The organism is Gemmatimonadota bacterium (genome assembly GCA_021295815.1).
Classification (GTDB): domain Bacteria; phylum Gemmatimonadota; class Gemmatimonadetes; order Longimicrobiales; family Gaopeijiaceae; genus JAGWBQ01.
Genome location: JAGWBQ010000007.1, coordinates 178061 through 191078, shown reverse-complemented (window position 1 = coordinate 191078; position 13018 = coordinate 178061). Strand labels below are relative to the sequence as shown.

General features: G+C 68.0%; 8 protein-coding genes. 4 read left to right on the top strand and 4 right to left on the bottom strand.

What is annotated here, in order from left to right:
- The first annotated feature begins 12 nt into the window (after positions 1 to 12).
- Genes ruvX through thiE form a run of 3 tightly spaced genes read left to right on the top strand, consistent with a single transcriptional unit; the run spans position 13 to position 2175 of the window.
- Positions 13 to 474, top strand: coding sequence for a Holliday junction resolvase RuvX (gene ruvX / locus J4G12_04335; GenBank protein ID MCE2455033.1), 462 nt, complete (start codon positions 13 to 15; stop codon positions 472 to 474).
- Positions 471 to 1544: an endolytic transglycosylase MltG gene (gene mltG / locus J4G12_04330; GenBank protein MCE2455032.1), complete on the top strand. Its 1074-nt coding sequence runs from the start codon at positions 471 to 473 to the stop codon at positions 1542 to 1544. Before ruvX ends, mltG begins: the two co-directional genes overlap by 4 nt.
- A 22-nt stretch (positions 1545 to 1566) precedes the next feature.
- The gene (gene thiE, locus J4G12_04325) at positions 1567 to 2175 is read left to right on the top strand and encodes a thiamine phosphate synthase (protein ID MCE2455031.1); all 609 of its coding nucleotides are present in this window, start codon (positions 1567 to 1569) and stop codon (positions 2173 to 2175) included.
- A 7-nt stretch (positions 2176 to 2182) separates the two neighbouring features.
- On the opposite strand, the gene J4G12_04320 is transcribed toward thiE, so the two are convergent.
- Positions 2183 to 3148 carry a hypothetical protein gene (locus tag J4G12_04320; GenBank protein MCE2455030.1) on the bottom strand — a complete coding sequence of 322 codons (966 nt, stop codon included), beginning with the start codon at positions 3146 to 3148 and terminating at the stop codon, positions 2183 to 2185.
- 88 nt (positions 3149 to 3236) lie between these two features.
- On the opposite strand from J4G12_04320, the gene J4G12_04315 reads away from it, so the two are divergent.
- On the top strand, positions 3237 to 7154 hold the full coding sequence (locus J4G12_04315; GenBank protein ID MCE2455029.1) for a CRTAC1 family protein: 3918 nt from the start codon (positions 3237 to 3239) through the stop codon (positions 7152 to 7154).
- A 6-nt stretch (positions 7155 to 7160) separates the two neighbouring features.
- On the opposite strand, the gene J4G12_04310 is transcribed toward J4G12_04315, so the two are convergent.
- The 3 genes from J4G12_04310 to hutI are packed head-to-tail and all read right to left on the bottom strand — an operon-like array spanning position 7161 to position 12894.
- Entirely contained in the window at positions 7161 to 10775 is a 3615-nt protein-coding gene (locus J4G12_04310; protein MCE2455028.1) for a VCBS repeat-containing protein, read from the bottom strand.
- A complete protein-coding gene (locus tag J4G12_04305; GenBank protein MCE2455027.1) occupies positions 10772 to 11644 on the bottom strand; it encodes a site-specific DNA-methyltransferase in 873 nt (290 codons plus the stop codon). The genes J4G12_04310 and J4G12_04305 overlap by 4 nt, the downstream gene beginning before the upstream one ends.
- Positions 11644 to 12894 carry an imidazolonepropionase gene (gene hutI / locus J4G12_04300; GenBank protein ID MCE2455026.1) on the bottom strand — a complete coding sequence of 417 codons (1251 nt, stop codon included), beginning with the start codon at positions 12892 to 12894 and terminating at the stop codon, positions 11644 to 11646. Before hutI ends, J4G12_04305 begins: the two co-directional genes overlap by 1 nt.
- Positions 12895 to 13018: the final 124 nt, after the last annotated feature.

Sequence of the window (13018 nt, the reverse complement as noted above, 5' to 3'; positions counted from 1 at the left end):
GACAGTGCGCATTTGAACAAGGAAGCCGACGGGATCAAGGGCGGTATGCGCGCGCTGGGTCTGGATTACGGTCTCAAGAGGATCGGCGTGGCCCTCTCCGACCCCACCGGCACGATCGCCACGCCCATGCCTGCCGTCAGGCGCAGAACGGGTAGGCGTCCGCCGGTTGCGAGTCTCGCCCGGATCGGCAAGGAACACGGAGTCAGCCACGTGGTCGCCGGCCTGCCGCTGACGCTCGCCGGTGAGGAAAACGATTGGTGCGCGGAGGTCAGAAGGGTCGCGGGTGCAGTGGCCGACCGCATCGGAGCCGAGGTGGCCTACGTCGACGAGCGTCTCAGCTCGGTTCGAGCTCAGGCGGCGGTTCGGGCGGTGGGGCTCCCCCGAAAGAAGCGCAAGAGCCGTGAGCGCGTGGACACCGCGGCGGCGCAGCTCATCCTTCAAGCGTGGCTGGACCGGAGGACCCTGGAGCGTTGATCCGAAATTCGCGGGGACCGTGGCCGGGCGGGTTCGTGCCAGCCAAAGGCACGGTGGCGGTCTTCGCGGCGGGTGCGTCGCTGCTCGTGCTCGGACTCCACTGGATGACCGGAGGCCCTTCGAGTTCCCGCGACGATGGAGCTTTCGCCCCGGACCTTGAAACGGAGATCGAATTCGTTATCCCGAAAGGCGCGACTCCGCGTGAAGTGGTCGATACGCTGACCGCTCGAGGTCTGGTCGGGTGGAGGTGGGGATTCCGGGCGCTGGCAAGACTCCGCGGGGACGATCTCAACATGAAGTACGGCCGCTACAGCGTCGAGAAGGGGGCGAGCTGGGGTACGATTCTCGACCGCATCACCCGCGGCGCGGTGGTCACCGTCGCCGTCACAGTCCACGAGGGAGCGACCTTGGAGGAAATGGCCGGCGCACTCTCCGCCGTGACCCCGGAAGATTCGGCCCAGGTCGCCCGAGTGCTGACGGACTCCGCGCTCGCGGTCAGCTTGGGTTCACCGATTCCGAGCTTGGAAGGCTACCTCTTTCCGGACACCTATCGATTCGCTTCGGGAACGCGGATCGAGCGGGTGATCAGCGAGCTTTGGAAGCGGCAGAACCGTGTCTGGGACGACTCCCTTCGCGCTGTCCGTCTTGATTCGCTGGAAATGTCGAAGCACGAGGTGCTGACCCTGGCTTCCATCGTTCAGGCCGAGGCAGCGAGGACCGAGGAGATGCCCCGCATCGCTTCGGTCTATCGCAACCGGCTCGAGCAGGACTGGCCCTTGGAGGCCGATCCGACCGTGCTCTACGCCCTGGGCGGCTGGCGTCCCCGGCTGCTCTACGCAGCCATGGATTCGGTCGCGGGCCACTCGTACAACACATACACCCGCAGCGGGCTCCCGCCGGGCCCGATCGGGGCTCCGGGCGAATACGCCATCGACGCCGTGCTCTGGCCGGCCGACGAGTCGTTCATGTTCTTCGTGGCCGGGAGGAACGGCTACCACGAGTTCAGTCGCACCCTCGCCGAACACAACCGGGCCATCGCCCGTATCCGCAACACCGAACGTGAGAAGTGACCTTGGGCAGGCGCTGAAGCTGATGGTGATCGTCGAGCGCACCCTCTCCGCCCATCGATCTCCGGTGGAGACGGCGGCGGCGGCGCTTCGGGGAGGCGCGACGGCGATCCAGCTCCGCAACAAGGACGATTCGGCGCGTGAACTCCTGCTAGCTGCGAAGGAACTCCTTCCGTTGCGCGAGGCGACGGGTGCGCTTCTCATAGTCAACGACAGGCTCGACGTGGCGCTGGCTTCCGGGGCCGACGGCGTGCATCTGGGCCAGTTCGACCTTCCTGTGGCGGCAGCCCGCCGGGTCGCGCCCCCAGGCTTCGCGATAGGGTACTCGACCGACGATCCCTCCGCCGCGCGCAGGTCGGTCGCCGACGGAGCTTCCTATATCGGCTGCGGAACAGTCTTTCCCACCTCGACCAAGCCGGACGCCGGGCGAGCGATCGGTCCCGAGGGCGTGCTCGCCGTTTCGGCCGGATGCGATGCGCCGGTGGTGGCGATCGGCGGGATCACGCCTGCGAACGTGGCGAAGCTTGCCGGCACCTGCACCGGCGTCGCCGCGGTCGGCGCACTCATGGCGGCCGAGGATCCCGAGGCGGTCGCGGTCAGCCTCAGAACGGGATTCGACGGCGGCGTTCGTTAGACGCGCACTACGTTCCTCCTCGATACCAGGGCTCGCGCCGCAGGCGATAATGGATCTGCCAGCTCATCTTGCCCCGGCCTTTGGGCGAGAGCGAGTAACCGTTCACCGCGTAGTCGTCCCTGAAATAGCATATCTCCTGCCCGTTCGTCACCCCGGCTCCGCAGTCCGGCGCCCACTGATACGCGCCCCAGCCGAACCAGATGCCGTTCCGTTCCGGGTTCTCGGCGATCCAGGAGTTGACGGCGTGGCCTTCTTCGTAGCTGTTGGGCTCCACGGGAGCGGACGCGGATCCGGCGGCGAATCCGCCGTAGGTGCGCGACGAGAGATAGACGGCCTGCAGGTCGGGGAAGAAGTTCGGGAGTCTGGCCGTGAAGGCGGTGAGGTGGGATTTCATCCTCCAGTATCCCGACTCGGGGTCGGGGTAGGCGGGGAGTCGGTCTCCGTCGTCGCCGGTAAGCCGCTCCAGGGCAACGTCGGCGTAGACGACCCTGACGTGGTGGGGAAGGAGGCCGAACCACTCGCGGACGAGGAGCATGCACGGCTCCCAGAGTCGGGCGTCCTTCTCCGGATCGGCCCACGACTCGATTCCGAACCCGTCCTGCCCGCAATTGACGACGACGACGTTGCGCGCCCGCTCGTTCAGCCAATGACTCGTGATGCGGGCGACGAAATCTCCGCACCCGGCGGCCGATTCCATCATGCCGAAGCAGACCACGGTCACGATGGAGTCCACCTGCGTGACCGCAACCTGCGTGACCTCAGGTTGGCCGGTGTCCGCCAGCCGGAGCCACAGACCCTTGTACTTGCCCGGCGTCCCGACACCCTCGTCTCCGCGATCGATAGGATACGGTTCCTCAACGTCCAGCCCCGGCGGCGATCCGTCATTGGGCACGGGATCGAGTCCGGACTCGCACGCCACGCTTGACGAAGCGAGTGCGAAAACCGTTCCGATAAAGAGGGGTGAACGGCGCATGGCTCCCTGAAGGCTAGATGGGCACGGGCGATGGGATCGGGGTACAATTGACGCTGCAAGCCCCAGTAACTACGCCCACAAGGTTGAAATGGGTCCGATCCTCACCCCGACACCGAGCAGCACGTCCCGCCAAGGCGACAAAGAGGCGGTCCCCGGCGGTGCCGTAAAACGAACCGCCCTCGTTGCGGCCTGGCTTCTGGCGGCAGGCTGCGGTGGCCCGCCGGAAGTCGTCTGGGTAGAGGAGGACGGCGTCCGCTGGCGTGTGCTCGAGGTGGACCGCGCACAAGGTGAAGGCTTCACGGCGCTGACGGCGCGGGCGAGCGGACTCGACTTCCGAAACGACCCGGAGCCGGACCTGCTGGTGGCGAATCAGCACCTCGCCAACGGGGCGGGAACGGCGCTGGGCGACGTGGACGGTGACGGCTTAACGGACATCTTCCTGACCCACACCGGCGGCGCCAACGCCCTCTACCTCAATCGCGGGGGTCTTCGCTTCGAGCGGGCCGACGAATCCGCCGGAACGTCGATGCCCGGGCTTCACCCGAGCGGAGCGGCGTTCGCCGACGTGGACGGCGACGGCGATCAGGACCTGCTCGTCTCGTCCATGGGTTCGCACGTGCGTCTTCTGGTGAACGACGGCACGGGTCACTTCTCCGACGGTTCGGCGGAGGCCGGTTTCGACATCGCCCGCGCCGGAAGCACGCTCGCGCTCGCGGACATCGACCTGGACGGCGACCTCGATCTGTACGCGACCAACTACAAGCTGTGGAGGGCGGCGGACGTTTTCCCGCCCGAAGTGCGACGCGAGCATCCGGTGCTGATCGACATGCCCGACGGGTCGGTCGAGGTCGCCGAACGGTATCGGGACCACTACGAGATCGTCCGCGGCTCCAACGGCGAGGTCATGTCGTGGGAGTTCGGCGAGGAGGACGACCTCTGGCTGAACGACGGCACGGGTCACTTCGACCGCACAGGAGTGACGGCGCCGAGGTTCGGACTTCTCGGTGCCGAGGCCGGTTCGTCGGAAGGGGTCGGGAGAGATGCCGATCGGGAACCGAGGGACTGGGGGCTGAGCGCCCGTTTTCACGACGTGGACGGCGACGGCGATCCCGATCTCTACGTCGCCAACGACTTCGAAAGCCCGGACCGCTTCTGGTTGAACGACGGCACGGGACACTTCGCCGAGGTCGGTGCGCCCGCGCTGCCCAAGACGAGCCACGCCTCCATGTCGATCGCGTTCGGTGACGTGGACGCGGACGGTCTGACGGATATCTTCGTCGCCGACATGCTACCGCTCTCGACGCGCCGCCGGAAGACGCAGGTCCCCATGCTGATCGAGCGCAGGCCGCCGGCCGGAGACACCCTTTCGATCATGCAGGTGAACCGGAACACACTTCAGCTCCGCCGACCCGACGGCAGTTTCGCCGAGGCGGCGCGCTGGGCCGAGGTGGACGCCTCCGACTGGACCTGGGGCAGCGAACTCTTCGACGGCGATCTCGACGGCGATCTCGATCTCGTCGCCGTCAACGGCCATCGCTGGGATCCGCTCGACGGCGACACCGGAGTCCGAATGCGTGAGACGGCCGCGCCGGCCGGCACCGGCGAGGACTGGCGCAAAGTCATCGACGCCTTCCCGGAACTCAGGGTCTCGAACGTCGCATTTCGGAACCACGGACGCGGTCAGTTCGATCTCGCCGACGACTGGGGTCTCGATCTTGGACCCGACATCTCACATGGCCTGGCGACCGGCGATCTGGACGGCGACGGCGACCTCGACCTGGTGATCAACCGGCTGGGGGACGTGGCGGTCGTCCTTCGCAACGACGCCTCGGCCCACCGGGTGGCGGTGAGACTCGTCGGCTTGCCGCCCAATACCGACGCCGTAGGAGCGCGCGTGCGTATCGAGAAGGGACGGAACGCCGACGGAGAGGTGGTGGATCTCGCTCCGAATCCGACTGCAAACGGCATAGGAGGGCCGGGGGACGGACGAGAGGGACGACCGAGCCTCGAAGCCGAGGTGGGTGCCGGGGGGCTTTACCTCTCTCACGCGGACGGCCAGCTCGTTTTCGCCACCCTGGACGCTGATTCCTTCGTCATCGCGGTTCGCTGGCCCGACGGCCGCAAGAGTCGCACGCCGGCCCGGACCGGCCGACTCTACGAGATCACGGAGGCTTCGGCAGACTCGCAGGCGCCCCAGGAGGGAACGCAGGAGACCGACCCGCCCGCCCCTTCACGGCAGGAGTCCGCCGCCGACCCGGGTCCCGCCTCCGGGTCCCCTTCGCCGCTCTTCGCGGACGTCTCCGCCCGGGTCACCCATCTCCACCGCGACGACCCATACGACGCGCAGGCGCAGCCCCTCCTCCCCCGCAGCCTCGACCGCCTGGGACCGGGGATCGCTTGGGTGGACATCGATGACGACGGCGACCCGGATCTCGTCTCGGGAGGCGGAGCCGGAGGCAGGCTGACGGTCGCGGAAAACCGCTCGGGCTTCGTCGCCGCCAAGGTGCGCGTCTCTTCCGTCCTCGAATGGGACGTGAGCGGGTTGGTGCCCGAACCCGACGGATCGGTCCTCGCAGGCGTGGCGAACTGGGAGGCGCGAAACGCGGAGACGGCCCGTTCGCTGCCACCGGTATGGCAGGTCGCCACCGCCGCCGACCCTCCCTCGCTACGGCCCGCCCTGGAGTCCGACGGCGCGTCCACGGGACCGCTGGCTTCGGCCGACATCGACGGCGACGGCGACCTGGATCTGTTCATCGGGGGACGAGCCTACCAGCACGCGTATCCCCTTACTCCCCGCTCGAGAATATTTCTGCGTCGGGAAGGTCGGCTCGAACACGATCCCGAGGCGTCGAAACCGGTGGACCAGGCGGGGCTGGTTTCGGGAGCCACCTTCTCCGACCTGGACGGCGACGGCGACCCGGATCTCGCGCTCGCGCTGGACTGGGGCTCGCCTCGGGTCTACATCAACGAATCGGGCCGGCTCACGGACCGAAGCGCGGCACTCGGTCTGGGCTCGCATCTCGGTTGGTGGAACGGAGTCGCCGCAGGAGACGTGAACGGCGACGGCCTGATGGATCTCGTTCTCACCTCCTGGGGGACGAACACCGGCCTGCGACCGACTCCGACCGCACCCGTGTTCGGGCACTGGGGGGATTTCGACCGGGGCGGCTCGCTCGACCTTCTCCTCGCCCAGCACGACCCGCGCATCGGCGACATCGCACCGCGAATCTCCTATCCGGAGCTCCGCCGTGCGCTGCCCTATGTACGCTCCCGCACGGTTCCCTCCTTCTCCGCATACGCCGACGCGTCGCTCGAAGAGGTCCTCGGACCTTCGGCCCAGACCGCTCAGGTAGTGAGGATCACGACCTTGGAGCACACCGTCTTCCTGAATCGGGGTGATCGCTTCGAGGCCGCACCCTTGCCGCAGGCCGCGCAGCTCGCTCCGGCGCACGGCGTCACAGTAGCGGACTTCAACCACGACGGCGCAGAGGACATTGCCCTCGCCCAGAACTTCTTTCCCGATCGCACCGGAGCCGAGCGCCACGACTCGGGCCGAGGCCTGATCCTGCTGGGGAACGGTCGGGGCGATTTCGCGGCGCTCAGCACCCTGGAGTCGGGAGTGTCGATAGCGGGAGACCAGCGCGGCCTAGCCGCCGCCGACTTCGACGGCGACGCCCGCACCGATCTCGCCTTCGGCGTCAACGCCGGTCCGCCGGCGCTCTACCGCAACGCAGGCGGCGATCCCGGCATACGGGTCCGGCTCGTCGGGCGTCCGGGGAACCCGTCGGGCGTAGGAGCCCGGGTCCGCCTTCGCTACCGGGACGGCGAGGGTCCCGTGCGGGAGGTCCGGGCCGGATCCGGCTTCTGGTCGAGCGACGGAGCCGTGCAGGTGCTGGGAGTCGACAGGCTGCGTTCCGGCTCGGTGGCGGTCGAGGTCAGGTGGCCGGACGGTCGCACGGAGCGGACGACCTGGCGGGGCGAGCGGGAGATCGTCTTCAGACGCTGACGACCGTCACCGCCTCTCCGAAGCCAATGCCGGATAGTCGGCGGGCGGCCGGGTGTGGAGGGTGTCGGCCAACGCGGGATAGGGGTAGCTCTCGTCAGCTCCGTAGGGGTACGAGCTCATCCCGTGGAAGGGCAGCGGACCCACCTGCCACCCGGCGGCGGTGGAGAGGTCGGCGTCCTTCAGCCAGCCCGTCGTGTAGATCAGGAAATCCCGGGTCCAGCCCCCCGGCAGCTCGGGAAGCTCGTCGGCGTCGAAGCTCAGGACGATCTCGTCGCCGGGTCCCATGACGGGATAGCGGGAGTCGTCGTGGAGAAGCAGTTCGCGAACATCGCCGTACCGGGTCCGATTTCCCAGAATCGGTCGCCAGGGCGCCACCTCCTGCGCTTCATAGTAAGAGGCCCAGTGAGGTCCGTCGGGTCCGCCTCTCCGGAAGCGGTCGGCCACGCCGTGGTAGCGGAGTTCCGCGCCGACGGGCTCCAGACGAGCGATCTCCGTCGGTCCCGCACCCGCGCCGATCGAGACGAAGGCCTCGTCCCAGTAGATGTTCATCGTGGTCGAGATGCGCACCCGAGGATCCCCCGGCGCGAGGAGACCGGTGAGATCCTGGATGACCGTCTTGTCCTTCCCTGCGGGAAACGAGAAGTCGGTCACCACCGTGCGCCAGCCGCCTCCGTCGGGCACCTCCACATAAGGCATGATCGCGGCGAGTTCGTCGGACTGCGAGAGGGCCATGTTGATCGATGCGTCGGTCGGGAAGATCCAGCCGCGCATGAAAAGCTTGACCTGTTCGCCTTCGGCCGCCGGTCCCAGGTCGAGCTCCAGAGAGTGAAGTCGGCTCACGCCCTGGTAACGTTCGGGGACGAATCCCGCGACGTAGCGGTCGTCGGCCCGCTCGAGCAGGTCCCGTACGTCCCTACCCCGGTGGTCGACGGCGGCGGCTAAGGGGCGGCGCTCCCTCACCCGGTGCAGCTCGAGCGGCACCTCCCCGGTCACGAAAGCGAAGCGTTCGTCCACGTACACGTCGAAGGAATCGGGATGGTCGACGGCAATGAGTTCGACCTCGTCCATATAGATGATCTCCCAGAGCTCGCCGGTCACCCTGAGCTCGTAGGTGCCGTCGCGCTCCTCGAGCGCCCCGCTCGGCAGACGAAGGTATTCCTGCGAAGCTCCCGGCGGCGCGAACTCGGCGTGCCCCTGCGCCATCAGCCCCAGCGGCATACCCAAGGCGCTCTTCCACATGAGGTCGGTGACCATGGCGAAGCGCTCGCCGTCCCAGGCGTAGAGGAACGGACACGACCCCTTGAGGATCTGCTCCTCCACCACCGACTGGTTGGCGCGCGGGTAGAAAAGGTTCTGCGGCACCCCGTTCGTCCACCGCACCCTGACCACGTCCGCCGCGGAGTGACCGCCTAGGCCGACATGGAGCTCGGGTTCGGTCACGGTCCGGGTCTGGTAGAGCCCGCCCGCGCGGATCTCCACCTTGGCGCCGATGCCGTGGTGATTGTTCTTGCCGCTTCCGGTCGAGAGGCCGACGAGCGCGATCTTCAGGTAGTGGTTCGCGTTGCCGCCTTCGTTGCGGAGAAGACGGACGGAGTTGTCGGCGAGCGACACGAAGAGGTCCAGGTCGCCGTCGGCTTCGAAATCCCGCGCGGCTATGCGACGTACCGGAGCGGGCAGATCGGGAACGATCCCGATCATGGGGTCGAAGCGCCCTGCGGCCGCGTTGCGGAAGAGCAGCGCCCTGCCCGTCGATGCGCCGTCGGCCTCGCCGCCCAGGACGATGTCGAGCCAGCCGTCGTTGTCGAAGTCCACAAACGAGAGGTCGGTTACCGAGATGGCTTCGGCGCCTTCCCGGAGGGCGGTTGGACGGGTGTCCTCGGTGAACGTGCCGTCTCCCCGGTTGCGGAGGAGAACCACGCCCGGTCCGCCGCTCCGGCCTCCCAGAAGGTCGGGCCGACCGTCGTTGTCGTAGTCGCCGGCAGCCACCAGGTCGAGTCCTGCGGTCCCCTCCCCCGCCTCCGCCAGGCCGCGCTCGGCGGCCACTTCGGCGAACAGTCCCAGCCTGCGGTTGTCGTGCAGCCTCAGGCCGCCGGCAGGATCGGGGAGCACGAAGTCGAGGTCGTCGTCGTCGTCAAGGTCGGCAAACGCGGCGCGTATCGTCCGCGCCCCATCCGCGGCCGGGACGTCCGGGGCGGTCGTCGTCGTGAAACCCGCCCGTTCTCCCAGATCGGTGAAGGTGCCGTCGAGGTCGTTTCTGAACAGCGTTCCGCCACCGGCCCAGGCCACGACCAGGTCGAGGTCGCCGTCGTGGTCGAAGTCGCCGAAAAGGGGTTCCCCGGCCGGGAGTTCGACCTCGAGCGACTCCGTGACGTCGGTGAAGGAGCCGATCCCTTCGTTGCGAAACAGGTGTCCTCCGTCGGCTGTCGCCACGTAGAGGTCGAGATGGCCGTCGTTGTCCCAGTCGGCGAAGCGCACACCGGTCGGATCTTCGAAGCTCGGGAGCCCCGCCTCGGCCGTGACGTCGACATAGCCGGTCGGCCGGTCTTCGAGCAGCCGTCCGCCCACATGGATGTCCGTGTCGCCGTCGCCGTCGAAATCACCTAGGGCGAGAGCCCCGTTCCCGCCGCCGTTCGCACTCTCCTCTCCACCGACACTCCCGCCGTCGTCCTCCGTGTCGAGTCCCAAGGCCGCACTCGCGTCGGTGAAGCGGAGGGCGGCCAGGATCGCCTCCTGCGAGCGGACCTCGCCCAGGTTCTCGCTGAAGGTGAGGACGGGAAATCCCACCAGTACTCCGCCGGGCCCCGTCAGCTCGGTGAGCCCGCGCTGATACGCCGGGGTGGTGCGCATGGCGTTCCCGAAGCTTAGGGCGGCGTTCAGGGCGGAGCCGGCATCGCCTTCTTCGGCCGCCAGCAGCGCCTCGTCGAACGGGTCGAGCGCCTCCACCGGAAACTCCGGTACCAGTTGCCGAACCGCTTCCAGTTCCGCGCCGCCCTCCTCCACCCGTCCTGCGGCGAAGAGCGCCGAGACGAACTCGATCCGCACGGCGGCGTTGCCGGGCGCGACCGCTCCCAACCGGCTCAGGCGTTCGGCCCGCCGTGCGGAGGCGGCCGGGTCGCCGGACTCGGCGTCGAGGTTGGCGAGGGCGTAGAGGACGCGCAGGTGGAGCGAATCCGCGTCGAGAGCGTCGGTCAGCGTCGCCCTGGCGTCGTCCGGACGCTCGTCCGCCAGCAGCACCTCCGCCAGGATCATCGACACCTCGGCGTCGGCCTCCAGTTCGAGCGCCCTGCTCACGTGCTCCTCGGCGTCCGCGAGCCTGCCCAGGCGCAGGTAGGCCAGCCCCAGGTTCGCGTGACCGAGCGGTTCGGAAGGCGCCATCTCGATCAGACGCTGGAACTCGACGACGGCCTCCTCGAGCCGGTTCTCCTCGAGATAGGCGAGACCCAGGGCGCGGGCGGACTGGAGCTCGGCCGGATCGGCTGGCGGCTCGGAGCAGGCGGTGGCGACGAGCGCCGGAAGAGAGGTGAGGATCAGTGAAGAGACGATGCGGACGAGCCGAGTCATGTTCGGGGAGTGGAAGCGCGGATGCAGCGGCGGTTGAATGCCGTGGGAGGCGTTGTTCATGGGCTGCAATCTGTTACCGAAGAAGAGTGGACGGGGGCTTCGACGAGCTCAGGGCCGTACCGGCTCAAGCGCTCGGCCATGACGCGCGCGGCCTCCGGATTCGAGTCGACCAGCACGTAACGCCGCCCGTGGCGCGCCGCCGCCTCTCCCGTGGTCCCGCTCCCGGCGAAGAAGTCGAGCACGGTGTCGCCCGGATTCGAGTGGACCTTGACGATGCGTTCCAGGACGCCGAGCGGCTTCTGGGTCGGGTAACCGGTTTTTTCTGCGCCCGTGGGGCTGACGATGGTGTGCCACCACACGTCGGTCGGCGTTTTGCCTCGGGCGGCCTTCTCCTTGCCGACGAGCCCGGGGGCCATGTACGGTATGCGGTCCATCTCGTCGTAGTTGAAGGTGTACGAACGGGGATCCTTGGTGTACCAAAAGATAGTGTCGTGCTTGGTCGGCCACTTCTTCTTCGAACGCGCTCCGTAGTCGTAGGCCCAGATGATCTCGTTGATGAACGAGGCCCGCCCGAAGATCTGGTCGAGCAGAACCTTGCAGTAGTGGGCTTCGCGGTAGTCGATATGAAGGAAGAAGGACCCGGTCGGAGCCAGGACGCGGTGCGCCTCTCCGAGTCGCGGCGCCAGGAAGCCGAGATAGTCGTCGACCTGATCGGGGTAGCTGCTTCGACGGACGACCGAGGTGCGATAGCGTCGGCCTTGAAAACCGCGGCGGTCGCCGTCACGATCCCGTTCCACTCTGACGTTGGTCCGGGTCTGGGGCCGGCCGGTGTTGAAAGGCGGGTCGATGTAAACGAGCTCGGCAGAGCCGTTCTCCATGCGCTTCAGCACGGGAAGGTTGTCCGAAAGGATGATCCGCCCGCCAGGCATCAGAGCGGATCGCCGTCCTTGACCAGCGCCGAGAGCGGCCGTCCGCCCACCCAGTAGCAGAGCTCGGCCGGATCGTCCACGTCCCAGATTGCCAGATCGGCCCGTTTGCCCGGTTCGAGGGTGCCGCGATCCGCCTCGAGACCGAGCACCCGAGCCGCGACTTCCGTGTAGCCGCGCAGAGCCTCCTCCGGGGTGAGTCCGAAGAGTACGCAGGCGAGGTTGAGGATCACGCCGACGTTGGTGATGGGAGACGACCCCGGGTTGGCGTCGCTGGCAACCGCGATGGGGACGCCCGCACGTCTGAGGGCTCCTACGGGCGGACGGGCGGTCTCACCGAGGAAATGAGCGGCGCCGGGGAGCAGGACGGCGGCGACCCCGGCCCCGGCCATGGAACGCGCGCCTTCCGGCGAGAGCTGCTCCAGGTGGTCGGCGGAACGCGCCCCGACCGCTGCCGCCAGCTCGGCTCCGCCCGACGCTGAAAGCTGGTCCGCATGCACCCGTCCGGCGAGCCCTCCATCCATCCCCGCCTCCAGGACCCGCCTAGCCTCGTCCGGGCTGAAGGCGATCTCCTCGCAGAACACGTCCACCGCCCGAGCAAGTCCCTGGTCGAGCGCGGCGGGTACGATTTCCTCCACCACGAGATCGACGTACGACTTGCGTCGGCCGCGGTACTCCGGCGGAAACGCATGAGCCGCCAGCAGCGTGGGCGAGACGTCCGCGGCTGCGATCACGGAGAGCGAGCTCGCCACCTCGAGCATGCGCAATTCGGTCTCGAGGTCCAGGCCGTAGCCGGATTTGACCTCGACGGTCGTGACTCCCCACTCCTGGAGCTCTCGAACTCGTCGCAGCCCACTGCGGGTCAGCTCCTCCGCCGAAGCCCCCCGGGTCGCTCGCACCGTCGAAGCTATCCCGCCTCCGCCTCTCGCAATTTCGACATAGGATTCGCCGGCGAGGCGTCTGCGAAAGTCGTCGAGTCGATCTCCGCCGAACACGATGTGGGTGTGGCAGTCGATCAGCCCCGGCGTCATCCACGCCCCGTCGCAGGGAACGACCTGGCGAGCGTCGTTCTTCTCGGGAGCGGGCAGGTCGGCCTCGCGTCCCACCCAGGCGATCCGACCCCTGGACGAGGCGAGAGCGCCGTCGCGAACGACGCCGATACCGGACGCGGGCCCGGTCATGGTCGCCAGGTGAATTCCCGTCCAGAGGCGATCCCAAGGATGGGCGCGTACTGCACCGGACGTGTCGATCATCGAGTCAGCCTAGCGGTTCGTGGCAACACTCGCGCGAGCGCCGAGAGCGAACGTCGAGGCGGCAAGGCGCGATGAGGGGCGAATGGCGACGCCATTCGCCCGAAGAGCAACACCGAGCGCGCAG